The following is a 22,158-nucleotide window of genomic DNA, read 5'->3' as shown; positions in this document are numbered from 1 at the left end:
CATAATAGATATTATGACAAATTAATAGGTAACATTAGGCAACGTCGAGAACCATGCCGTCATAGGCCGGCTCAACGCCGTCGGGCAGCCTTTTTCGCAGCATGGCATAGTCCAGCGACTGGTTCATGTGCGTCAGCACCGCCCTTTCCGGCTTCACGCGCTTGATCCAGTCCAAGCTTCGCTCGATGTGGGCATGGGTCGGATGATCCGCTTCGCGCAGGCAATCCACGATCCAGACCTTGACGCCGTGAAGTGCTTCGAAAGCGGCCTCGGTCAGGCCCACGGCGTCCGTCGAATACGCGATTGGCCCAAACCGGAAGCCCAGGCTCGTCCGACCGAAGCCATGGTCTTGTTCAAACGGTAAAATATCAATATTTCCAATAGAAAAATGCCCTGTAATGATATGTGGAATAAGACATGGCTTGTAAGACCTGAACTCTTCTGTACTTTTCTCGAAAACATAGGAAAAGCGCTCTTTTAACTCCGCTACCGTCTCGGCGTCGCCATAGGCTGGCAACCAGGCCCGCATCCGGCGGTTGATCGGGCGAAGGTCGTCGATTCCGTGGACATGATCGGCGTGGGCATGGGTATAGAGGACGGCGTCGAGCCGGCCGACGCCGGCGGCAAGGAGCTGTTCGCGCAAATCTGGCGAGGTGTCGACAAGCAAGGCCGTACCCAGATTCTCGACCAGGATTGAGGCTCGCAGCCGGCGGTTTTTCGGGTTCCCGGGATCGCAGGCACCCCATTCGCCGCCGATCAAGGGCACCCCGCCGGAACCCCCGCAACCTAGTATCCGAACCTGCATCGCGTCTACGCTTCCGGCCGTGCGGCCTTCGTGAAAAGGCGAAAAAAATTCGCCGTCGTCGCCTCTTCGAAGGCCGTCGCGTCGAGGCCGCGTAAATTCGCCGCAAATTTCGCCGTCTCGGCCATGTAGGCGGGCTCGTTCCGCTTGCCCCGGTAAGGTGCCGGCGCCAGATAGGGCGCGTCCGTTTCCACCAGAAGCCGGTCAAGCGGCACCTTCTGCGCGGTGGCCTTGAGCGCCTCCGTCTTCTTGAAGGTAAGGATGCCGGAAAAGGAGATGTAGAAACCGAGCGCAAGCGCCCCTTCGGCCAGCTTGTCTGAGCCGGTGAAGCAGTGAAGAAGGCCGGTAAATGGTCCCTTTCTCATCTCCTCCCCAAGGATCGCAAGGGTGTCTTCCTCAGCGTCCCTGGTGTGGACGATAAGAGGAAGCCCGACTTCGCGCGCCGCCCCGATATGGGCCCGGAAGGAAGCCTGTTGAAGGGCCTTCGGGCTGTGCACGTAGTAGTAATCGAGGCCGGTTTCCCCAATGCCGACGGCCTTCGGGTGGCGGGTAAGTTCGACCAGCCTCTCAATACTTGCCTCTCCGCCTTCCTTCTCCGCCTCATGGGGATGCACGCCCGCCGTGCACCAGACGTTTCCGTGCGCCTCGGCGACGCGCAGGACGTTCGGAAATTCGCTTAGCTTGGTCGAAATCGTGAGCATGTACCCGACCCCGGCCGCTGCCGCCCTGGCCATCACTTGGGACAAGTCTTCCCGGTAGTCGGGAAAGCTCAAATGGCAATGGCTGTCGACCAGCATCGGGCGTCTTAGTCCACGTATCGGGGGAAAACGGCTTCGGGCTTGGCAATGGCCACGCCCGGCTTAAGCGCGTACTCGGCCCCGAGATGGGCGAAGCTCCGCGTCTTTTCGGATACGGAGAGCTGGTCCAGAATCTTCGCGCCCGCATCCGGCATAATGGGTTGGACGAGAATGGCGAGATGGCGGATCGCTTCTGCCAGTACGTAAAGAACCGTCTGCATCCGGGCCGGATCCTTCTTCTTAAGCCCCCACGGTGCAGCCGTGTCCACGTAGCGGTTTGCTTCCCCTACCCGCTCCCAAAGCAAGATCACCGCCTTATGGAATGCCTGATCCAGCATTTCCGCCCGCATGGCGGGAAGGGTTTCGCATAAGGCCGCAAGCAGCGCCGCGTCCGCCGTCGTCAACTCCGCGGGGAATGGAATCTTCGCCTCGCAGTTCCGGTGCACCATTGAAAGCACGCGCTGGACAAGATTGCCAAAATCGTTCGCAAGGTCCCCGTTCATCCGGTGCACGATGGCCTGGTGGGAGAAATCGCCGTCGTTGCCGAACGGCACTTCGCGAGCCAGGAAATAGCGCACCGGATCGAGGCCGTATTTCTCGATCAGCGTCAAAGGGTCAATGATGTTGCCCACGGATTTCGAGATTTTCTGCCCTTCGTTCGTCCACCAGCCATGGGCGAAGACGCGCCTTGGAGGGGCAAGCCCCGCCGCCATCAGAAAGGCCGGCCAATAAACAGCGTGAAAGCGTAGGATGTCCTTGCCTACTATATGAACATCTGCAGGCCAAAATGTTGAAAATTCTACACATTCTGTATCCGGATAGCCGACGGAGGTGAGGTAGTTCGTAAGCGCATCCAGCCACACATAGGTTACGTGGCCCGGGTGCCCCGGTACCGGAATGCCCCACTGAAAGCTGGTACGCGAGACGGAAAGGTCATGAAGCCCCCCCTTCACGAAGCTCACGACCTCGTTGAAACGGCTGGAAGGCGCCACAAAGCCCGGATTCGCCTCATAGAATTCCAAGAGCTTCCCCTGCCAGTTGGAAAGGCGGAAGAAATAGCTAGGCTCCTCCACCCACTCGACGTCGGCGCCGGTCGGCGCCTTGCCGTTCACGAGCTCGCCTTCAGCGTAGAACGCTTCGTCCCGGACGGAATACCAGCCCGCATAGCTGCCGAGGTAAATCTGCCCACGCCTCTCCAGCTCTTTCCACAACGCCTGAACGGCTTCTTTGTGGCGAGGCTCCGTCGTTCGAATAAAGTCGTCGTTCGTGAAATTCATCGCCTTGGCGAGTTCGCGGAAATTACCGGAAACCTTATCCACGAAGGGCTGCGGCGCCAGGCCGGCAGCGGCGGCGGATTTCTCAACTTTCTGGCCGTGTTCGTCGGTGCCGGTCAGGAATTTGACCTGCCAGCCGTCGAGCCGCAGGAAACGTGCCAGCACGTCGCAAGCTAACGTCGTATAGGCGTGCCCGATATGGGGAACGTCGTTGACGTAGTAGATCGGCGTCGTGACATAGAAGGTTTTGGGCGCGGCCATCCTTCACCCTCCTCCTGACTGGTTCGGCCCTGGGCCAGGCGCGAAGGCTTGCCTCAGCCGGTCGGCCCGGCCGGTTGCCGCACGGCACCTTCCAACGTGTGAAAGATGTTCAACAGAACCTGCTTGCGATCCAGATTGCTGCGTTCCGCCTCGGCCGAGAGGCGGTTCATCTTTTCCCATACCTCCGCCCATTCCGCAAGGTTCGCCCTGGCCTGCAGGCGCCGGCCAAGGGCGTTCTCGCCGCCCATGATTTCCGGCATCTCGCGGCCAAGGGCGTTGCGCTTGATGAGCTCCGCGAACCAGTGGCTCAACAGGTCCGTCGCGACGAACCAGCCTTCCCCGCCCCGCGGACCGCTTAACCGGCCGGCAAAATCGTGAAGCGCCGGCACGTCCATCTCGGGCAGGGTCTTAAGAAGCGCCATTAATTCCCGATAGAGATCCAGTCCGCCAAGCTCGGCCAGGCGAAGCGCTTGTCCGATGCTACCCTCGGCCAGGCGAACAAGGGCAGCGCAGTTTTCCGTCTCCAGCTCCGGACAGAAGCCGCGCAAAAGCCGCTCCAGCGTCGCCTCTTCCAGCGGACGCAGCGCCAAATGCCGGCACCGCGAGCGGATGGTCGGCAGCACGCGGCCGGGGCTATGGCTGACGAGCAGCAGGAGCGTCTTAGCAGGCGGTTCCTCCAGCAGCTTCAGGATGGCGTTGCCGGCGGCCCGGTTGAGTTCATCCGCGCTGTCGACGACGACAACCCGCCAGCCGCCTTCCGCCGCCGTCTTCGTAAGAAAAGAGGCGATGCGCCGGCTTTCCTCAACATTGATCTCGCGCCGCTTGCGGGCCTTTCCTTCTTCGGACTCGCTTTCGACGGTGAGAAGGTCCGCATGGGTACCGGCAGCCGTTCGCCGAAACACGGGATGGTCCGCCAAAAGTTCGAGAGAGGGCTTGGCGTCCACCGCCACGCCGCCCGCCAACACAAAGCGGGCGAAGCGATAGGCCAGCGTCGCCTTCCCCACCCCGCGCCGGCCCGAAATCAGCCAGGCATGTGGAAGGCGGCCCGACCGCCAAGCGTCCGCGAGCAGGCGTTCGGCCCCCTCATGGCCGAGCAGTTCCGGATTTGCCCGCGGCAAGGGTGATGGTAGCGGTTGCAACAATTTGCTCAACGGAACCGGACTCCCAAGCGTTCGGCGGCCACGGTTTGAATCCTGGCCTGAACGGCCACGACATCGCCCCTCGCATCGATCACGGCGAAGCGCGCCGGGTTTGCCTCGGCAAGAGCAAGATAGCCTTGCCGCAGCCGGTCGTGGAAAGCGATATCCATTTTCTCATAACGGTTGTTACCTTCCTGCCGGCGCCCTGCCCGCTTGAGCCCTTCGGCGACCGGAATATCCAGGAGGAAGGTCAGCGCCGGCTCGAAATTTCCAGCCACCGTTCGGTAAAGCGATTCAAGCCAGGCCGGGTCCACCCCTTTCCCATGGCCCTGATAAGCAAGGGTCGAATCGGCAAAACGGTCGGACAGCACCCAAGTTCCGCCTTCCAGGGCCGGCCAGATCGTCTGCAGGAGATGGTCGCGCCGCGCCGCGCTGAGCAGGAGACTTTCCGCGACGGGGTCCCAGTCGGCGTCGGCGGCAAAAAGCAATTCACGAATACGCTCGCCCGCGGCCGAGCCGCCCGGCTCACGTGTCGTCACGACCTTGAGACCGGTTTCCTTCAAGGCGTCGGAGAGCCGCATAATCTGCGTCGTTTTACCGCTTCCCTCCCCGCCTTCAAAGGTAAGGAACTTTGCAGGCGCCATATGCCGCTACCCCGAAAGATTCCACGGCTTTTGCCGCGTCAACGGGAAACGCCCCAGAGAAGGTAGCTGGTGGCCGCGCTGAGGCGCCCGAAGAAACCAAGCTGCTCGACGTTCTTTCCGGCCACCAACGGCACGGTAATGACGTTATCCTCATCCTCGGAAAGCCGGACGACGAGCTTCGCGATCTTCGCCCCCTGCACGATTGGTGCCGGTACCGGTTCGGTATAAACGACGGAAACCCGCATGGCGTTACGGGATTTTCGCGGCATGGTGAGAACGAGCGGCTCCTGAATGACAAGCGGCACCGTGCTTTCCTCGCCTAACCAGACGCGAGCCTGCTCCACTTCCTCGTTTGCCTGGAACAGCGCGTAGTTGTTGAATTCGCGGAATCCCCATTCGAGAATATTGCGGGTCTCCTGGGCACGCGCCCGCTCGCTCGGCAGGCCGTTCACCGCCAGAATCAGGCGGCGGCCGTCGCGTTCGGCAGAACCCGTCAGCCCGTATCCGATTTCTTCGGTGTGACCGGTTTTTAATCCATCCGCCCCCGGCGAGCCGTTTAAAATCGGATTGCGGTTCGGCTGGTGGATGCCGTTGTAGATGAACTCCCGCTCGGAGTAATAGGCATAGTATTCTGGGAAATCCCGGATCGTGTGGAGGGCGATCGTCGCGAGGTCGCGAACACTTACGTGCTGCCCTTCGGCCGGCCAGCCGGTCGCGTTCATGAAGACGCTGTTTGTCAGGCCCATCCTGCGGCCTTCCTCGTTCATCTCGGCCGCAAACGCCTCCTCGCTGCCGGCCACCCCTTCCGCAAGAACGATCGCGGCGTCGTTTCCGGACTGAACGATGACGCCGCGCAGCAAGTCCTCGACCCGTATTTCCTTTCCGACTTCGATGAACATCTTGGAGCCGCCCTTTCGCCAAGCGTACTCGCTGACGTGGAATTTATCGTCCAAGGAAAGACGGCCGTCCTTCAATCGCTGAAAGACAAGATAAACCGTCATCATCTTGCTCATCGAGGATGGCGGCAACGCCTCGTCCGCGTTTTTCTCGAAAAGAACCGTGCCCGTCGTGGCATCCAGCAGAATGGCCGCCTTTGCTTCCGTCTGGATGGTTTGCGCCTTGGCGTCGGCCAAGCCGGTGAAAAAGAGAAGGCCGATGCCGGCCATGCCGCCGGAGAGAAAGAAAAAAAACCGTGAGAAGGATGTCTTGCGCATGAGCCTGTTATGTCGTTTTAAGCGGGAGGGGCGAAATTGCTAATCCACGATGAGCCGGGCTTCCGGGTAACCGGCTTTTACCACCTGATCTAGCATGGTGTCGGCTTCCTCGACGCTGGCAAGGGGACCCACGCGAACCCGATATAACGCCTGATCCCCAACGGTAACCGATACGATTTTCGCCTCACCAAACTTTTGAAGGCGGGTGCTGACGGTCGTCGCGTTTTCATGCTGTGCAAAGGCGCCAGCCTGCACAAACATATGGGTCGGCTTCACGTTTTCTGTCGTCACGATGGGTTCTAGCGGGATTGCGGCGATAGGTGGCGCCGGTTCCGCATGGGCGGCGGCAAAGACGATCGATTCCCCAGGCGGCGGCATGGATACGCCGCTTCGCATGGCGTCGGCAACCTGGACGCTTTCTTCCTTCAGAATCTCAACCCGCACCTTTGCCGTACCCTTCTCAAGGAAACCAAGGAGTTCCGCGCTGCGGCGCGACAGATCGAGAATACGCCCCCGCGCAAAGGGACCGCGATCATTCACCCGCACCTTCAAGGAGCGGCCGTTTTCAAGGTTCGTAACCCGCACGATGCTGGGAAGCGGTAGCGTGCGATGGGCGGCTGAAACAAGATTCATGTCATAGAGTTCGCCATTCGCCGTCAGCCGCCGATGAAAATCGGCGCCGTACCAGGAGGCAATCCCCGTCTCCGTATAGGTGTGGTCCACGGCCGGGTAATACCACACGCCGTCGATCTGATAAGGGTTGCCGATCTTGTAGAGCGGCTGGCTGGTCTGATCGCCCAATTTCTTCGCGGTGTTGAAGGCAAGCTCCGTCTCCGAGCACGCCGCGAGCACAAAAGCAAAGGCCAGAACAATACCGTAGGTGAAAAAATATGGACGCCGCGGCTCCTTCATCTGGTGTTTCGCCTCGTTTTCCACAGGTTATCTAGTATTCTATCAATCGCCGATTCGGTCAGCAAGCGTGCCAACCGCCACGGCGAAGAAGGTAGACCGATTCCAGGTCAGGATTGCCCGGTAGTTGCTGTAGACGAGAAAGGCGGGGCCGCGACCGTCTTTGGCGAGGACGATCGAGCCGGAAATCTCCGCCTTCGGAAGATCTGCGCCGTTCGCCCGACGCACGCCCATGGCCTGCCATGCCTCAACCGACTTCGTCACCCCAAGGCCGACCAGCGAGGCATCGAAGCCTTCCGGCAAACGGACCCGCCTTCCCCACGTTTCATCCCCGCGCCAGCCGGACTGCGCCAGGTAGTTGGCGGCCGAAGCCAGCGCGTCCGCCCACGAGGTCCAGACGTCCCGCCTGCCGTCTCCGTCGTAATCGACCGCCGCCTGCCGGAACGTCGTCGGCATGAACTGGGTCTGCCCCATGGCGCCCGCCCACGATCCGGTCATGGCGTCTGGCGCGATATGTCCTTCATTTAAAATATGAAGAGCCGCGATTAATTCTTTGCGAAAGAAAGCGCTTCTGCGACCATCATAGGCCAGCGTCACAAGCGCCCGGATGACGGAAAAACCGCCGGTCAGGCGCCCAAAATCCGTCTCGATTCCCCAAAACGCCACCAGAAAACGCGGCTGCACGCCATACCGCTTGGAGATGGCCGTCAGTATGTCGCGGTTTTCCCGCAGCTTTTCCCGTCCCTTTTCGATCCGCGCGGCGGGCACCACGCGCGCCAAATATTCATCGAAAGTGAGCGTGAATTCCGGCTGGCTGCGATCCAGTTCGATGACGCGTTCGATCGGCGCTGCGTCCTTAAGGGCCGCATCGAGAATTTCGGCGCGAATCCCCTTTTCCAGCGCCTCCGCCCGAAGCGCGGAAAGCCAAGCGGAAAACTCTTCCGCAACCGCCGGGCGCGGTGCGAAACCGCCCAGGAAAGCCATGAGAATCGCGGCAACGATTCCTAAACGAATCTGGAAGAACCTTGTCATGCCAGGCAGTTACCTTGCGTTTTTTGGCCGAGGGTCAGACGTTTGTGCCACACGGCCGATGCTTGACGCAACTTAAGGAAAAGCGCATGCGCCCATTTGGCCTTTTCGCGATCGCGATCCTTCTGGCGGGGCCGGCCTTGGCCACCGGCTTTTCCGACCCGCGTGCGCTACCCTTGCCGGCGCTGCATTTCGTGGCAGAAAAAACGAAAGAGGGAGAAGGCACAAAGCGGCAACACTTCTTCAAATCCTCCACCCTTTTAGGCGTCGAGCCGACCACAAAGGAAGAAAAAGAAAAGGTTCGACAACTCCAGCGCCAGGCCGAGAAAGGCGACCCGGAAGCCCAGTTCCGCCTGGCCGAAAAGCTGCAGCGGCAGGCAAAACTGGAAGAGCTGATGCCCCCGGCCGCCGGCCGCAACGCCTCTCTCGCCGAAGCCGCCGACCAGGGTCATGGGACGGCGCGCAGACGGTTGGCCGATCTTTATTTCGACGGTGAAAAGGGCGTGGAGAATCCGACCGAAGCGCTACGTCTTTACCGCGGGATGGCGGGCGAAGACGACGCCTTCGCCCAGTTGCGTCTGGGCGAGGCCTATGAAAAGGGTATTGGGGTCGCACCCGACGCGAAAGCGGCTATCCACTGGTACGACAACGCCGCAAAGCACGTAAAAGTTTCGGACGTAGCGAAAGAGGCACGTTACCGGATTGGAAAAATCTACGCCGCGAAGGGAGACAAGAAAGCAAATCGCATCCGCGCCTATCGCTGGTTCGACCTCGCGGCGGCGCGCGGCCATAAGGAGGCCGATGCGGCACGCCGCAATCTGGAAAAACGGATGTCCTTGGCCGAGATCGTTGCGGCGAAGAAAGAGGCGCGCGCTTGGCAAAAGACTCTTTCCAATGAAGTGAAGCCCGAGGAAGCGAAGAAAAGCGTGGCGAAAAATTTAGATACCCCCCATTCAAAAAATCAGGCCGCGCCCTGAAGCCGAGGCAATGGCCTGCAAGGCTTGATTTTACTTGAAAAACTGGCAAGCGGTGTCATAGATCGAGACCGGTCGCCGACGATGGCGCCGTGATCATGCCGTGATCATAAGGAGAAGATCCTGCAAACAAGGTCGTGCTAAAATAATGGCATGAATCAAGTTCAGATTCAGTTCATCCAAATCCAAGGCGTGTGCCCGAAAGATCCGAAAGAAGGGGAGACCGAATGATTACCGCTAAAGACATGCAGTTCCACAAACCAACCACCGAGGATCCGCAATGGGCGGAAACGAACTATTTGCCCTTTCACGTTGAAAAAGAAGGGCTTCAGGTGGCTGCCTACATATTGGCCCGGCCAAATCTGGGGGTCGTGTCAGCGGAAGTCTTTGCCTACAAGGGATTCAACAAGAGTGCGAGTCAGGCGTTCTATTACGACAAGCACGTACATCTCCCGATCCAGAAGGATCTCTCCAACTATCAACTGCCAAACGGTTACTCGCTGAAGGCGGTCAACGCCCCAATGGAATACCAGGTGGATTACGTCGGCTACGACGACACCGAGTTTCACATCCATTATAAGGGGTTGACGGAGCCGTATGACATTCAAGACCCGAAACAAGATCCCATTACGGCCAAGCAGCAGGAAGAATCGCCCGATAGCTGGGGCCGGTCGGCGTACAAGGGACATTTCGACCAATCCATGCACGTGACCGGTGAGGCGAAATTCTACGGCAAGTCCTACAAGGTGGACTGCATCACCACGATGGACCACAGCTGGGGCATTCGCGCGGAGATGGAAATCCCCAACATGATGTGGTTCCACGCCCATTTCGGGAAAGACCTCGCCATTCATTGCATTGCCTATTTCGACCCCCTCAACACGAAGAAGGTCGGCCCCCTTCTCCACGGTTATGTCGTCGAGAACGGTAAGCTCTACGGCTTGGCCGAAGGCACGGGGTCCGCGGAACGGGATGACCGCCTTCTGCCGCTGGCGATCGAGGTGACGGTCAAGGACGTTCGCGGCAAGACGTTCCGTATCCAAGGCAAGTCGGTCTCCACCTGGCACTGGTCAGCCTGGCCGGGCATCATCGTCCATAGCGCGCTCCTGCAATGGGAGTGCGACGGCAAGACCGGCTGGGGCGAAACCCAGGACTGCCTCAGCGTACGCTACGTCTGCAAGGTGAATCGGGAATTGGCTGGCAAAGCGGCAGCCTGACGATCGCACCAAGAAAAAGGCAAACTCTGCACCGGGGGAAGGAAACTTCCCCCGGTTTCGCATTTAAGAGGTCCGGCTATTCGCTGCCCCGGGCTTTCGATAGACTGATGGCATGCTGGAAATGGCGCTGGTTGCCTTCACGACCTTCTTTGCGACGATCGGGCCGGTCGACGTGGCGGCGCTTTTCGCGGCGCTGACGCCGCGGGCCAGCGCACAGGAACGGCGCGCCATGGCCGTCAAGGGAGTCGCCCTCGCGACGCTCTTGCTGATGATCTTCGTCATTTTCGGAAATGCGGTGCTGGTGACGCTTGGAATCACGCTGCCGGCGTTCAAGACGGCGGGCGGGGTTCTTCTTCTGCTGCTGGCCATCGACATGGTCTTCGCCCGTCACTCCGGCATCGCCTCGACGACGGAGGCCGAACACAAGGAGGCCGCCCAAAAGCAAGACATCTCCGTTTTTCCGCTGGCAACCCCCCTGCTCGCCGGCCCCGGCGCGCTTGGCGCGGCCGTGCTTCTCAGCGCCGAGGCCGGGAAGGATTTCTGGATGGAGATGATCGTCATCGGCGCCCTGCTGGCGGTGCTGGCGATCGCGCTTCTTCTGCTCCTGGTCGCGACCCAGGTCTACAAGCTTCTCGGCGTGACCGGCCTCAACGTCATCAGCCGGGTGGTCGGCATCTTGCTGGCGGCCTTGGCCGTCCAGTTCATCTTCGACGGGCTGCGTTCGAGCGGAATCTTCGGCTGAAAGGGATGCCGCCCCCCTTGCATCTAGCGGTTTCCAACCCAAGCGTTCTCCCCTACCTTTCTGCCCGGATGGGTGGCCGAGCGGTTGAAGGCACCGGTCTTGAAAACCGGCAGACCCGCAAGGGTCTCGTGGGTTCGAATCCCACCCCATCCGCCAGTTTCCCCTTACCCTTGAAAATGGCCCTTGAAAATAGGGTGAACCCCGGTCCGGGCGGCACTTGCAGGCCGGCTCAGGCTGGCTTACATATTGGCCCCTAAGATCAAGGATTTCCAAGGCTGATGTTTCGAATTTCATTCGCAGCGGTCGCCCTTGTTGGTGTCGCCGCCGCTGCGACAGTCGCTCTCTATGCCGAAAAAAGCGCCGCAAGGACAGAGGAGTCGCTTGCCCAGGCTACGTTGCCCGGCGCGCCAACGTCCGATTCGCCGGCATCGTCCGAGCAAACCCCCGCCACTCCGGCGGCGGACGTCCAGGCCCCTATCCTAAAGCCGGCATCCCAGCCGCTGCGCCAAACACCCCGCGACTCGCGCGCATCTTCCGCCGAGTGCGCTTGGGTCGGCAAGCGCACTATCCAGGTCCTGATGCGAGATGACCTGATCGCCGCCGATGGGTTCCTGAAATTTTACGGCGCCTTCGGATGCTCCACCAAGTTCCTGGGTGAAGCCTTCGGCTGTTCTCTCGTCGAAACCGACGGCGCGCCGGCGCGCGAGGTGGAAGCACGTATCGAAACCTGTTGGAAAAACCCATCGGCCAAGGCGACCGCCCAGCCCCAGAAGCCGCAACCGCAGCAGGCCGCGCCGAAGGCGGCGGCGCCCAAACCAATAGACCTTGAGCCGGACACCGCCTACCCAAAACCGTAAATTACGCATCAAATTTTGCACCGCTGAGACACCCGGTTTGAGAGGGTGGCGATATGGCGCCGCATGAGCACCCTCAAGGGTCAGATGTAAAATGGAGCGCAGTTACCGATGAAAAGAATTTTCCTGGCCGCCAGCATCGCCGCCGCGGTCGCTGCACTCCTCTCGTACGCGGTCCACACGCCGATTTTGCCGCCGAACATAGAGGGTGGCTTTGAATCGCTCTCCTATAATTTTATTCCGCCCGGGAAGAGCAACCCGGACGACGCCGAAGCCGAGCGCATCCTGCAACGCGTCGGCACTGACCTCGACGCGCTGTCCGGGCTGACCCGACGCATCCGTCTATACGCCTCCTCGGGTATTTTCGAGAAAGTCCCCGCGGTGGCGCGTCAGAAAGGCTTTTCGATCATCGCCGGCGCGTGGGTCTCCAAGGACCCTGAGTTTACCCGCCAAGAGGTGGAAGCCGCAGTTCGAATGGTCAACCGCAATTCCAACGTCCGGGCGCTGGTGGTCGGCAACGAAACTATTCTACGCAAGGAACTGGCGGTCGAGGATCTGATCCAGATTCTGCGCCAGACGCGCCGACAGGTGCGCGTGCCGGTGACCACCGGCGAGACCTGGGACATCTGGCTGAAGTACCCCGAATTGGCCTCCGAAGTTGATTTCATCGCCGCCCACATCCTGCCCTACTGGGAGGGCATCGCCGAGGAGGATGCCGTCGCTTATGCGATGGACCGCTACGAAGACCTGCGCAAGGCTTTCCCCGGCAAAAAGATCGTCATCGCCGAGTTCGGCTGGCCGAGCCAGGGATTCAACAACAAGGCGGCCAACGCCGGGAGGGCGCTGCAAGCAACGGTGCTGAGCAGTTTCGCCAGCGAAGCCAATCACCGGGGCGTTCCCTACAACGTGGTCGAGGCGATCGATCAGCCCTGGAAGGGAGCCGAAGGCAGCGTCGGCGCCTATTGGGGAATTCTCGATGACAATCGGAACGCCAAGTTCTCCCTCAAAGGGATCCCTCATGAAAACCCCTACCGCATGCGCGCAGCCATGGCTATCGCCATCGGCTTTGCCATCAGCATACTCGCTTTTGCCCTAACGCATCGGCGGCCAACTTTCGCGCACGCGCTGGCGGTCAGCGTGGCCGCGCAAGGCTTGGCGGTCGGTGTCTCGATGGCCGTGCTTTACCCCTTCGAGAACTACCTGAATGTCGGCTCGGCGATCGCCTGGGGCATCGGCTTCCTGCTGATGATCCCACTCACCGCGATGACCTTGATCAAGGTGCACGAGGTGGCCGAGATCACGCTCGGCCGGCAACCGACGCGGCTCCTTCGCGGACCGGTCGTGGCGCCGGCCGGCCACCAGCCGCCGAAGGTATCGGTCCACGTGCCCGCCTACCGCGAAAAGCCGGAGATGCTGATTGCGACGCTGAACAGCCTGGCCGCGCTCGACTACCCCGATTACGAGGTTCTCGTCATCGTCAACAATACCCCGGAAGAGGCGTATTGGAAGCCCGTCGAGGCGCATTGCGCGCATCTCGGCGGCCGGTTCAAGTTCCTAAATCTACCGAAGATCGCGGGCTACAAGGCCGGCGCCCTCAATGCGGCGATGACCCAGACCGCAACCGATGCCGAAGTGATCGCGCTGATCGACGCCGACTACGTCGTCGATCCAAGCTGGCTCAAGGACCTGGTGCCGGCTTTTGCCGATCCTAGCATCGCTCTCGTGCAGGCTCCGCAGGATCACCGCGACGGCGGGGAATCGGTATTCAAATCGGTAATGAACAGCGAGTACGCCGGCTTCTTCGATATCGGCATGGTCCAGCGCAACGAGGACAATGCCATCATCGTCCACGGCACGATGCTGCTGATCCGCCGTCGGGCGTTCGAGGCGGTGGACGGCTGGTCGACCGATACCATCACCGAGGATACCGAGCTTGGCCTCCGGCTCTACCGGACCGGCTGGCACGCGCTATACACCGCCCGGCGCTATGGGCGGGGGATGCTTCCCGATAGTTTCGCCGCATTCAAGACCCAGCGCGAACGCTGGGTCTATGGCGCGGTCCAGATCATCCGGAAGAACTGGCGAGCGATGCTGCCGGGCTGCCGTGAACTGACTCCGGCGCAAAAATTCCAGTTCATCACCGGCTGGAGCATCTGGCTGTCGGACGCCTTCGGCGTGCTCGCGGCCTATATGAACTTGCTGTGGGTACCGATGATCCTGTTCGTTGGGGTACTGATCCCCACCCTGCCTTTCACGCTGCCGATCCTCGCGATGTTTGCGGTCAACCTCCTCCACTGCGGTTTGCTCTATGGCGTGCGGGTCAAACTGCCGCCGCAGCAGATTCTCGGCGCAGCGCTGGCGGCGATGAGTCTCCAGATGACGGTCGCCCGCGGCGTGGCCAAGGGCTTTCGCAACATAAGCCTGCCTTTCCTACGCACGGACAAAGGCGGCATCGCCAAAAGCGTCAAACGGACGGGGACCAATTGGCCGGCCCTGCCCGAGGCGCTCACCGGACTTGCGCTGCTGCTTGGAGCGAGCGCGCTGTTCGTCACCAACCGAACCGAGGCGGTCGTGATCAACGTGTTCGCTGCGACGCTATTGGTGCAGAGCCTGCCGTTCCTTTGCGCGCCCCTGGTCTATGGACTGGAACGAATAGCCCAGCGCCGGTTCAACCGCCCGGTGAATTCGCCAGGCCTGGTAGCCGCCGGACCCGCCGCGGCGTACCCAGAAACCAAGCGCGCCGCCTAAAGCCTGCCGCCCTCATTCCGCGCAGCAGCCCTTGTCTTTTCCGCCCAGCCTGGCCTGAACGGACGGGCATGGCGTGTTCCCGTAGGAACAGAATACGCAGCAATCCCCCGCCTTGGGGCGCAGCAATTCCCCGCACCCCTTGCAGTCGTAGAAAAACTGGCAGGCGTCGGTCGGCATGACCTCGGTTTCGCGATGGCCGCATTTGGGACAAGTAATGGTGGACCGCAACTCCGTCATTCCAGCCTCTTCCGGTAAAACGCATAGCCCGTAAGCCCGACAAAAAAGCCAAGGCTTGGCAGAAGCACCCAATCCACCCATCCTACCCATGCCGTGAGCCCGACGGCGCCTAAAAGCAGAACAAGAATAGGCGTGAAGCAGCAAACGCCCGCCAGCACGCCGCCGACCACCCCGGTCTTGAACAAGGCGTCCCAATTCATGGCGATGGCCGACCAAGACCCGCGGCACGCGGCGTCGCCATGTCCGGCTTGCTTCTGCGGCCTTTCAGCCAGTCGGCATTAAAGATTCCGACGCGGCGCAAATTCGGCATCGTTTATCCCCCTAAAATACCAGGAATCTTGGTCCCGAACGCGGCTCGTCTGGTAGGATGGATCCTGTAGCAGGTACCGATTCAAGGAGAAATGCGATGGCCGATAATTCCGCCGTCGAACTGACCATTGGCTCTCTGGCGAAGCGTGCCGACTGCCGCGTCGAAACGATCCGTTTCTACGAACGTGCCGGCTTGATGCCGGCCCCGCCCCGCAGCCCCGGCGGACATCGGCTCTACGGCCGCCAGCACATGAAGCGGATGACTTTCATCCGCCGTGCCAGGAAACTTGGCTTCACCCTGAACGAGGTGCGCCGTCTGCTTGGATTGGCGGACAGCGGAGATTTTACCTGCACCGAAGTAAAAGCCGAGACCCTCCGGCATCGCGCCGACGTGCGCCGAAAAATTGCCGAGCTGAAACGGCTGGACGCGGCGCTTGACGCCATCGCGACCCGCTGCAACGGAGGGACCGGGAAAGATTGCGCGATTTTCGATGCCTTGTTCGAGACGGGCCCCTGAACCGAGTCTGCCCCCGCCCGCCTCCTCCAGATCTTCCCGCTTGACGGCCGCTAATATTTTAATAATTATAGAAATATGAAAACAACTGTAGCCATTGCCTCGCTCGCGGCCCTCGCCCAGGAAACGCGGCTTCGTGTTTTCCGCCTGCTCGTCCAGGCGGGCCCGGCCGGCCTTGCCGCCGGCGAGATCGCAAGCCGTCTCAAGCTAGCACCGGCGATGCTGACTTTCCACGCGACGCAGCTCCGCCGCGCCGGTCTTCTCGCCAGCAAGCGCGAGGGGCGGAACGTTCTCTACCGCGCGAATTTCGACTCGATGAACGCGCTGATCGGCTACCTGACCGAGAACTGCTGTCAGGGCGAAATCTGCGGCGCGCCAGAGGCGTGCGGACCCGCCAACGAAGCCGTCCCCCCGCGGCGTTCCGCCAAGCGGACCGTACGCCGGTGAACGAAAAAACCTACAACGTCCTTTTCCTCTGCACCGGTAATTCGGCCCGCAGCATCCTGGCCGAAGCCATCCTCGATCGGGAAGGGCGCGGGCGTTTTCACGCCTTCAGCGCCGGAAGCCACCCCACCGGCAGCGTGAACCCCTACGCCCTAGACCTGCTGAAGCTCGCGAATTATCGAACGGAAGGGCTCCGCTCGAAGGACTGGGCGGAATTCGCCGGACCCGAGGCGCCCAAGCTCGACTTCGTCTTCACGGTCTGCGACAAGGCGGCCGGCGAAGTCTGCCCGATCTGGCCCGGCCAGCCGATGACCGCTCACTGGGGCCTGCCGGACCCGGCCGCTTTCAAAGGCACGACGGCTGAAACGCGCGTCGCTTTTCACGATGTTTTCCGGATGCTCCGGAACCGCATCTCGGTCTTCGTGAGCCTGCCGATTGCCTCCCTCGACACGCTTTCCCTTCAAAAAGAACTCGACCGCATCGGCAAGACGGCAGCCGGACCGAACAAGGAAAGCGCCACATGACGGACCCGACGGGCCAGGCCGACGCCGCCGAGATCGCGCTCGAGAAAGCCTCCCTCGGTTTCTTCGAGCGTTACCTGAGCCTCTGGGTCGCCCTCTGCATCGCGGGCGGCATCGGGCTCGGCAGCGTTCTTCCAGAGGCCTTCCACGCCTTCGGCCGCATGGAACTCGCCCAGATCAACCTGCCGGTCGCCCTTCTCGTATGGCTGATGATCGTCCCGATGCTGCTCAAGATCGATTTTGCGGCCCTTCACGAAGTCGGTGCTCATTGGCGCGGCATTTCGGTGACGCTCTTCATCAATTGGGCGGTGAAGCCCTTCTCGATGGCGGCCCTGGGCTGGTTCTTCGTGGGCTGGATCTTCCTGCCCTACTTGCCCGCCGACCAGATCGAATCCTACATCGCCGGCCTCATCATCCTGGCCGCCGCCCCGTGCACGGCGATGGTCTTCGTCTGGAGCCATCTGTCGAAAGGCGAGCCGCACTTCACGCTTAGCCAGATCGCGCTGAACGACACCATCATGATTTTCGCCTTCGCGCCGATCGTGGGGCTGCTGCTCGGTCTTTCCTCGATCGTCGTGCCGTGGGAAACGCTGTTCCTTTCCGTGGTTCTCTACATCGTGATTCCGGTCATCTTCGCCCAAGCCTGGCGGCGGAGGCTGCTGGCCAAGAATGGCGAGGTAGCGTTGCAACGGACCATCGAACGCCTTCACCCGGTGTCGTTAACCGCCTTGCTCGCCACCCTTGTCCTTCTCTTCGGCTTTCAGGGTGACCGCATTGTCGAACAACCGCTCGTCATACTGCTGCTGGCCGTGCCGATCCTGATCCAGGTCTATTTCAACGCCGGGCTGGCCTATGGGCTCAACCGTCTGTTCGGCGTCAAGCACTGCGTCGCCGCCCCTTCCGCCCTGATCGGCGCCAGCAATTTCTTCGAGCTTGCGGTGGCCACCGCCATCGGGCTTTTCGGCTTCGAATCGGGGGCGGCACTCGCCACCGTCGTCGGCGTCCTCGTCGAGGTGCCGGTCATGCTCTCGGTCGTACGCTTCACGAAGGCGACCCGGGGCTGGTACGAGAAGGCCTCCCCCGCCGTTCCTTGAGGCCCGCTTTCCGGCCTATCCCTTCTGAAGGAAGCCTGCAAAGACGGCCGCCGCATGCGCCAGGCCCCGGCGGAAGCGATCAACAAGCTCCGCTCCCTGGGTTTCGAGATGCCGGAGGAGGCGTGATCCCCTAAGGCGACCCTATTAAAGCGAATTGACGCTTTGGCCGCCGTCCACGGTAACGACGGTGCCCGTCATGAAGGCGGATGCCTTGGACGCCAGCAGCAGCAACGCGCCGTCCAGGTCTTCGGGCGAGCCCAACCGGCGCAAAGGAATGCGTTTCTTCAGCTTTTCGGCTTCGGCCTCGCTCTTCAGGAAGTCCCGGTTCATCTCCGTCGCGATGTAGCCCGGCGCGATCGCGTTCACGCGAATGTCATACCTGGCAAGCTCGACCGCCATCGCCTTGGTGAGGTGAACAAGACCCGCCTTCGCCGCCCCGTAGGCCGCATTGTGGCCGACGACGCGCTCGGCAATGATCGAGGTGATGTTGATGATCGAACCGCCGTGGCCTAAGCGGGCCATGTGGGCGGCAACCTCCCGAGCCAGAAGCCAGGCCCCTTTCAGGTTTGTCCCCACGACCGCATCCCAATCCGCCTCCGTAACGTCGAGAAAGGCCTTCGGAATGGCGATGCCGGCGTTGTTGACGAGGATGGTGATGGGGCCAAGTTCGGTCTCGGCGGTGGCGACCGCCCGGCGTACGCTTTTCGCATCCTGTACATCGAGCGCGATCGGAATCGCGCGGCCGTCGAAAGCTTCTATTTCCGCCTTGAGTTCTTTCAGTTTTTCCGTCCGGCGGGCGGCGGCGGCAACCTTCGCCCCGGCCCGGGCGAGCACAAGCGCAAAATGCCTCCCCAAACCACTGGAGGCGCCGCTGACAAAGGCGCACTGACCGCTCAAGTCATAAGGTAGGTTGCACGCCATCCCCGCCCCTCTTTCAAACGCGCATTCTTTCACGGCCCTTCCGAGCCGACAACCATCGGTTCACGCCGCAAGCTTCGCCAGCTTCTCGACGAGATGGCGCACGCCCGCCATACGCTCCTTCAGGTCTTCCCAGCCGCGGCGATAAACCAGTTTGTGATCAGGCCGCAGCTTGACGTCCCCGACCGCGCTCATGAGAAAGGCGGCAAGGCGTTCGGGGTGTGCGAAGCGGTTCTCATGGAAGGTGACGACGGCCCCCTTGGGACCGGCTTCCAGGCTTCCCACCCCGGCCGCGCGGCAAAGTTGCTTGAGGGCGATGGTATCAAGCAGGTTTTCGACTTCTTCCGGGATGAGTCCAAAGCGATCAATCAGCTCGGCCGCGAAGGTCTCGATCTCGGTTCGATTCCCAAGGCGGGCGATCCGGCGGTAAAGTTCGAGCCGAAGGCCAAGGTCGGCGACGTAGGCTTCCGGAATCAGAACCGGCATGCCGAGATGGATTTCCGGCGTCCAGGCTTCCTCGGCCGTAGCCGGCGCGCGCTCGCCCCGGGCCTCGGCGACCGCCTCTTCCAAGAGATTCTGATAAAGCTCGATGCCGACCTCCCGGATATGGCCGGACTGTTCCTCGCCGAGCAAATTGCCGGCGCCGCGAATGTCGAGATCGTAGCTCGCCAGCTGGAAGCCGGCGCCCAGGGAATCTAGCGCCTCCATCGTCTGCAGGCGTTTCGTCGCGGCTTCCGTCAGGATCCGGTTGGGGGGGATGGTAAGATAGGCGTAAGCCCGGCTTTTCGAGCGGCCGACGCGCCCGCGCAGTTGATAAAGCTGGGCAAGGCCGAACATGTCTGCCCGATGGACGATAAGCGTGTTCGCGGTCGCAACGTCGAGTCCGGATTCGATGATGTTCGTGCAAAGCAGCACGTCCGTATTTCCTTCATAGAAGTCGATCATCACTTTCTCGAGATGGTGGGAAGCCATCTGGCCGTGGGCCACCGCGAGACGCATCTCCGGCACCAGGCGTTCCAATTTTTCCGCGACCTCGGCCAAGTCTTCGATGCGCGGGCAGACATAGAAAACTTGCCCGCCGCGCAGCCGCTCGCGCAAAATCGCCTCACGCACGATGACGGAGTCGTAAGGCAGCACGAAGCTCCGCACCGCCAGACGGTCGAGCGGCGGGGTTGCGATCACGCTCATCTCCCGGACGCCGGAAAGGGCAAGCTGAAGTGTTCGCGGAATGGGTGTCGCCGTCAGGGTGAGGACATGGACGTTGGCGCAGAGTTTCTTCAGCCGCTCCTTGTGGGCAACGCCGAAATGCTGCTCCTCGTCCACGATCAAGAGGCCAAGGTCGGCGAAGCGGATCGCTTTTCCGAGAAGGGCATGGGTCCCGATGACGATGTCGCAGCCGCCACGGCTAAGCCTTTCCTTGATCTCCGCCTGCTTGCGGGGAGGCACCAGGCGGGAGATCTGTTCAATTCGCACCGGAAACCCGGCGAAGCGCGCTTGAAAAGTCGCGAAATGCTGGCGCGCCAGCAAGGTCGTCGGCACAACGACCGCGACCTGGTGCCCCGACCTGGCCGCGATGAAGGCGGCGCGGAGCGCCACTTCCGTCTTGCCAAATCCGACGTCGCCGCAGATCAGCCGATCCATGGGCTGCCCGGCCGCAAGGTCGCGGAGGGTTTCCTCGATCGCGGTCTCCTGGTCTTCCGTCTCCGGGTAGGGAAAGCGGGCGCAGAACTCGTCATAGCCCTCCGGCGGCGTCATCGCGAACCCCGGCTTGAGGGCGCGGTCCGCCGCCACCCGGATCAATTCCGCCGTCATGTCCTGGATACGGCGCTTCATCCGGGATTTCCGAGCCTGCCAGGCGACCCCGCCAAGGCGGTCGAGGGGCACGAGCCCTTCTTCCGAACCGTAGCGCGAGAGCAGCTCGATATTTTCCACCGGCAGGAAAAGCTTGTCGTCGCCCGCATAGAGAAGGCGGAGAAAATCGTGGGAAGCGCCTTGCACGTTGAGGGTCACGAGGCCTTCGTAGCGGCCAACCCCGTGTTCGGCGTGGACGACGAGATCACCGGGCGCAAGGCTCGAAGCCTGGCTAAGCACGTCCTTAGCGCGCCGTTTCGCAGGCCGGCCGATCCGCTCGCCGAGAATGTCCTGTTCCGTTAGGACAACAAGGTCGGAAGCGAGGAAGCCTTGTTCGAGTCCGAGCACGACGAGCGCCACGCTATCCGGGGGCAAAGCCTCGACCTCGGACCAGCTTCCGGCAAGTGTCAGACCTTCGATGCCGTGACCTTCGAGCAACGCCTTCAGCCGTTCCCTGGAACCGACGCTGAAGCCGGTGATGATGGCGCGCCGGCCTTCCTCCCGCGCCTTGCCGAGCAGCTTCCGCACCTCGGCGAAGACATCCGCCTTCGGGTCGCGACGGGCAGCGGCGAAGTCGAAGGGCGGCCGACCGTCCGCCTCGATTGCGCCTTCCACCCCTTGAGCGAAGGGCGTGAAGGCGAGAAGCGGCCGCGCCGAAAGAGCCTGCCGCCATTCGTCCTCGCGCAAATAGAGGGCGGCAGGGGGAAGCGGGTGATAGATATCGCCCCCTTCACGGACCCCCTCCTCCATCAGGGCCTTTCGGGTTTCGTAGTACTCGGCGATCTGTTCCAGCCGCGCTGTGGCCAACGACTCGACCTGATGATCCAGCGTGACAAGGGCGTCGGGCAGGTAATCGAAGAGGGTTTCGAGCCGGTCGTGGAAAAGCGGCAGCCAATGTTCCATGCCGGGGTAATGAACCCCTTCCGAGACGGATTCGTAGAGCCGGTCGGTTCCCATCACCGCGCCGAAGGCCTCGCGGTACCGCGTGCGGAAGCGGGCAACGCTTTCCTCATCCAGAAGAAACTCACTCATCGGTCGAAAGACGAAGCCGGCAAGCGTGCCGCCGCTTCGCTGGGTCATGGGATCGAAGAAGCGAATGCCTTCAAGTTCATCTCCGAAGAAATCGAGGCGGAGCGGCTCCTCGGTTCCCGGCGGGTAGACGTCGAGAATGCCTCCGCGAATGGCGAACTCGCCGGGCTCCATAACGGTTTCCGCGCGCCCATAACCTTTCTTTTCAAGGTAATGGACGAATTCTTCCCGGTTGAGCCGATCGCCGGCCCGCGCCTCAAGGGTGGCGCTCGCGAAGGACGCCCGCGGCGGCACGCGCTGGAGCAAGGCGTTCACCGTCGTTAAAAGGATGCCCGACGCTTCCCCGTTCTTGGCGGCAAGCCCGGTCAGCACCTCGATCCGCCGGCTTTCGACGGCGGCATGAGGGGGCGAGCGATCGTAGGGCAGGCAATCCCAGGCCGGAAAAAGGCGGATTTCGAGATCGGACGCGAAGAAACGGATCGCACCCGCCATGGCCATCATCCGGGTCTCGTCGCGCGCCACGTGAAGGATGGCCTTCGCCCGACCCGATGCCGCGAGTTCGGTAAGCAGTCGCGCGTCGGCGCCCTCGGGCAGCGCGGCCACCGTTTGGCGACCGGATAAACTTATATTTTTCAAA

The 22,158-nt window shown here is 61.5% G+C and carries 21 protein-coding genes and 1 tRNA gene; 10 read left to right on the top strand and 12 right to left on the bottom strand.

From position 1 onward, the window contains the following. Positions 1-34: 34 nt before the first annotated feature. From AB1781_01910 to AB1781_01875, 8 genes are read right to left on the bottom strand one after another with little or no spacing between them, the layout of a single operon-like run. Complete coding sequence (locus AB1781_01910; GenBank protein MEW5703330.1) at positions 35-805, bottom strand: MBL fold metallo-hydrolase; 771 nt, start codon at positions 803-805, stop codon at positions 35-37. Positions 806-810: 5 nt separating this feature from the next. Further along, the gene (locus AB1781_01905; protein MEW5703329.1) at positions 811-1,599 is read right to left on the bottom strand and encodes a TatD family hydrolase; all 789 of its coding nucleotides are present in this window, start codon (positions 1,597-1,599) and stop codon (positions 811-813) included. Between the two features lie 8 nt (positions 1,600-1,607). After that, positions 1,608-3,134 (bottom strand): methionine--tRNA ligase, encoded by a 1,527-nt coding sequence (gene metG, locus AB1781_01900; GenBank protein ID MEW5703328.1) that lies wholly within the window; start codon positions 3,132-3,134, stop codon positions 1,608-1,610. 53 nt (positions 3,135-3,187) lie between these two features. Further along, entirely contained in the window at positions 3,188-4,285 is a 1,098-nt protein-coding gene (locus AB1781_01895; GenBank protein ID MEW5703327.1) for a DNA polymerase III subunit delta', read from the bottom strand. Continuing rightward, entirely contained in the window at positions 4,282-4,917 is a 636-nt protein-coding gene (gene tmk / locus AB1781_01890) for a dTMP kinase (GenBank protein ID MEW5703326.1), read from the bottom strand. Before tmk ends, AB1781_01895 begins: the two co-directional genes overlap by 4 nt. 38 nt (positions 4,918-4,955) lie before the next feature. Then, the gene (locus tag AB1781_01885; GenBank protein MEW5703325.1) at positions 4,956-6,131 is read right to left on the bottom strand and encodes a D-alanyl-D-alanine carboxypeptidase family protein; all 1,176 of its coding nucleotides are present in this window, start codon (positions 6,129-6,131) and stop codon (positions 4,956-4,958) included. A 39-nt stretch (positions 6,132-6,170) separates the two neighbouring features. Next, entirely contained in the window at positions 6,171-7,043 is an 873-nt protein-coding gene (locus tag AB1781_01880; protein ID MEW5703324.1) for a septal ring lytic transglycosylase RlpA family protein, read from the bottom strand. 42 nt (positions 7,044-7,085) lie between these two features. Continuing rightward, positions 7,086-8,072, bottom strand: a complete 987-nt coding sequence (locus AB1781_01875; protein ID MEW5703323.1) for a lytic murein transglycosylase — start codon at positions 8,070-8,072, stop codon at positions 7,086-7,088. A gap of 86 nt (positions 8,073-8,158) precedes the next feature. Between AB1781_01875 and AB1781_01870 the strand changes: the two genes are divergently transcribed. From AB1781_01870 to AB1781_01845, 6 genes are all read left to right on the top strand, one after another. Further along, positions 8,159-9,046, top strand: coding sequence for a tetratricopeptide repeat protein (locus AB1781_01870; protein ID MEW5703322.1), 888 nt, complete (start codon positions 8,159-8,161; stop codon positions 9,044-9,046). 224 nt (positions 9,047-9,270) lie between these two features. Continuing rightward, entirely contained in the window at positions 9,271-10,260 is a 990-nt protein-coding gene (locus AB1781_01865) for a hypothetical protein (GenBank protein ID MEW5703321.1), read from the top strand. A 112-nt stretch (positions 10,261-10,372) separates the two neighbouring features. Beyond that, positions 10,373-11,002 (top strand): MarC family protein, encoded by a 630-nt coding sequence (locus AB1781_01860; protein MEW5703320.1) that lies wholly within the window; start codon positions 10,373-10,375, stop codon positions 11,000-11,002. Between the two features lie 66 nt (positions 11,003-11,068). Further along, positions 11,069-11,158 (top strand) — tRNA-Ser (locus tag AB1781_01855). Positions 11,159-11,280: 122 nt separating this feature from the next. Next, positions 11,281-11,859, top strand: a complete 579-nt coding sequence (locus AB1781_01850; GenBank protein MEW5703319.1) for a hypothetical protein — start codon at positions 11,281-11,283, stop codon at positions 11,857-11,859. Positions 11,860-11,967: 108 nt separating this feature from the next. Continuing rightward, positions 11,968-14,604, top strand: a complete 2,637-nt coding sequence (locus AB1781_01845) for a glycosyltransferase (GenBank protein MEW5703318.1) — start codon at positions 11,968-11,970, stop codon at positions 14,602-14,604. Positions 14,605-14,616: 12 nt separating this feature from the next. Here AB1781_01845 and AB1781_01840 read toward each other — a convergent pair whose 3' ends face one another. Further along, entirely contained in the window at positions 14,617-14,841 is a 225-nt protein-coding gene (locus AB1781_01840; protein MEW5703317.1) for a GDCCVxC domain-containing (seleno)protein, read from the bottom strand. Beyond that, on the bottom strand, positions 14,838-15,041 hold the full coding sequence (gene merF, locus AB1781_01835) for a mercury resistance system transport protein MerF (GenBank protein ID MEW5703316.1): 204 nt from the start codon (positions 15,039-15,041) through the stop codon (positions 14,838-14,840). The genes AB1781_01840 and merF overlap by 4 nt, the downstream gene beginning before the upstream one ends. A gap of 206 nt (positions 15,042-15,247) precedes the next feature. Between merF and AB1781_01830 the strand changes: the two genes are divergently transcribed. The 4 genes from AB1781_01830 to arsB all read left to right on the top strand — a co-directional run bounded on the left by AB1781_01830 (position 15,248) and on the right by arsB (position 17,723). Beyond that, positions 15,248-15,667 (top strand): helix-turn-helix domain-containing protein, encoded by a 420-nt coding sequence (locus AB1781_01830; GenBank protein MEW5703315.1) that lies wholly within the window; start codon positions 15,248-15,250, stop codon positions 15,665-15,667. A gap of 75 nt (positions 15,668-15,742) precedes the next feature. Then, the gene (locus tag AB1781_01825; protein MEW5703314.1) at positions 15,743-16,111 is read left to right on the top strand and encodes a metalloregulator ArsR/SmtB family transcription factor; all 369 of its coding nucleotides are present in this window, start codon (positions 15,743-15,745) and stop codon (positions 16,109-16,111) included. Next, positions 16,108-16,632, top strand: a complete 525-nt coding sequence (locus AB1781_01820) for an arsenate reductase ArsC (GenBank protein MEW5703313.1) — start codon at positions 16,108-16,110, stop codon at positions 16,630-16,632. Before AB1781_01825 ends, AB1781_01820 begins: the two co-directional genes overlap by 4 nt. Continuing rightward, positions 16,629-17,723: an ACR3 family arsenite efflux transporter gene (gene arsB, locus AB1781_01815; GenBank protein MEW5703312.1), complete on the top strand. Its 1,095-nt coding sequence runs from the start codon at positions 16,629-16,631 to the stop codon at positions 17,721-17,723. The genes AB1781_01820 and arsB overlap by 4 nt, the downstream gene beginning before the upstream one ends. Before the next feature lie 144 nt (positions 17,724-17,867). On the opposite strand, the gene AB1781_01810 is transcribed toward arsB, so the two are convergent. Together AB1781_01810 and mfd are read right to left on the bottom strand one after the other, a co-directional pair. After that, positions 17,868-18,644, bottom strand: a complete 777-nt coding sequence (locus tag AB1781_01810; protein MEW5703311.1) for a glucose 1-dehydrogenase — start codon at positions 18,642-18,644, stop codon at positions 17,868-17,870. A gap of 60 nt (positions 18,645-18,704) precedes the next feature. Then, entirely contained in the window at positions 18,705-22,157 is a 3,453-nt protein-coding gene (mfd, locus tag AB1781_01805; protein MEW5703310.1) for a transcription-repair coupling factor, read from the bottom strand. Between the last annotated feature and the right edge of the window lies 1 nt (position 22,158).

Source organism: Pseudomonadota bacterium, assembly GCA_040752895.1.
Taxonomy (GTDB): domain Bacteria; phylum Pseudomonadota; class Alphaproteobacteria.
Note: the sequence above shows the minus strand (reverse complement) of the source record. Positions and strands in the feature narration are given on the sequence as shown.

What these genes read in the sequence shown, in the direction of transcription:
- AB1781_01910 (MEW5703330.1), bottom strand. Translation starts at nt 805, where the DNA reads ATGCAGGTTCGGATACTAGGTTGCGGGGGTTCCGGCGGGGTGCCCTTG.
- AB1781_01905 (MEW5703329.1), bottom strand. Translation starts at nt 1,599, where the DNA reads ATGCTGGTCGACAGCCATTGCCATTTGAGCTTTCCCGACTACCGGGAA.
- metG (MEW5703328.1), bottom strand. Translation starts at nt 3,134, where the DNA reads ATGGCCGCGCCCAAAACCTTCTATGTCACGACGCCGATCTACTACGTC.
- tmk (MEW5703326.1), bottom strand. Translation starts at nt 4,917, where the DNA reads ATGGCGCCTGCAAAGTTCCTTACCTTTGAAGGCGGGGAGGGAAGCGGT.
- AB1781_01885 (MEW5703325.1), bottom strand. Translation starts at nt 6,131, where the DNA reads ATGCGCAAGACATCCTTCTCACGGTTTTTTTTCTTTCTCTCCGGCGGC.
- AB1781_01880 (MEW5703324.1), bottom strand. Translation starts at nt 7,043, where the DNA reads ATGAAGGAGCCGCGGCGTCCATATTTTTTCACCTACGGTATTGTTCTG.
- AB1781_01875 (MEW5703323.1), bottom strand. Translation starts at nt 8,072, where the DNA reads ATGACAAGGTTCTTCCAGATTCGTTTAGGAATCGTTGCCGCGATTCTC.
- AB1781_01870 (MEW5703322.1), top strand. Translation starts at nt 8,159, where the DNA reads ATGCGCCCATTTGGCCTTTTCGCGATCGCGATCCTTCTGGCGGGGCCG.
- AB1781_01865 (MEW5703321.1), top strand. Translation starts at nt 9,271, where the DNA reads ATGATTACCGCTAAAGACATGCAGTTCCACAAACCAACCACCGAGGAT.
- AB1781_01860 (MEW5703320.1), top strand. Translation starts at nt 10,373, where the DNA reads ATGCTGGAAATGGCGCTGGTTGCCTTCACGACCTTCTTTGCGACGATC.
- AB1781_01850 (MEW5703319.1), top strand. Translation starts at nt 11,281, where the DNA reads ATGTTTCGAATTTCATTCGCAGCGGTCGCCCTTGTTGGTGTCGCCGCC.
- AB1781_01845 (MEW5703318.1), top strand. Translation starts at nt 11,968, where the DNA reads ATGAAAAGAATTTTCCTGGCCGCCAGCATCGCCGCCGCGGTCGCTGCA.
- AB1781_01840 (MEW5703317.1), bottom strand. Translation starts at nt 14,841, where the DNA reads ATGACGGAGTTGCGGTCCACCATTACTTGTCCCAAATGCGGCCATCGC.
- merF (MEW5703316.1), bottom strand. Translation starts at nt 15,041, where the DNA reads ATGAATTGGGACGCCTTGTTCAAGACCGGGGTGGTCGGCGGCGTGCTG.
- AB1781_01830 (MEW5703315.1), top strand. Translation starts at nt 15,248, where the DNA reads ATGGCCGATAATTCCGCCGTCGAACTGACCATTGGCTCTCTGGCGAAG.
- AB1781_01825 (MEW5703314.1), top strand. Translation starts at nt 15,743, where the DNA reads ATGAAAACAACTGTAGCCATTGCCTCGCTCGCGGCCCTCGCCCAGGAA.
- arsB (MEW5703312.1), top strand. Translation starts at nt 16,629, where the DNA reads ATGACGGACCCGACGGGCCAGGCCGACGCCGCCGAGATCGCGCTCGAG.
- AB1781_01810 (MEW5703311.1), bottom strand. Translation starts at nt 18,644, where the DNA reads ATGGCGTGCAACCTACCTTATGACTTGAGCGGTCAGTGCGCCTTTGTC.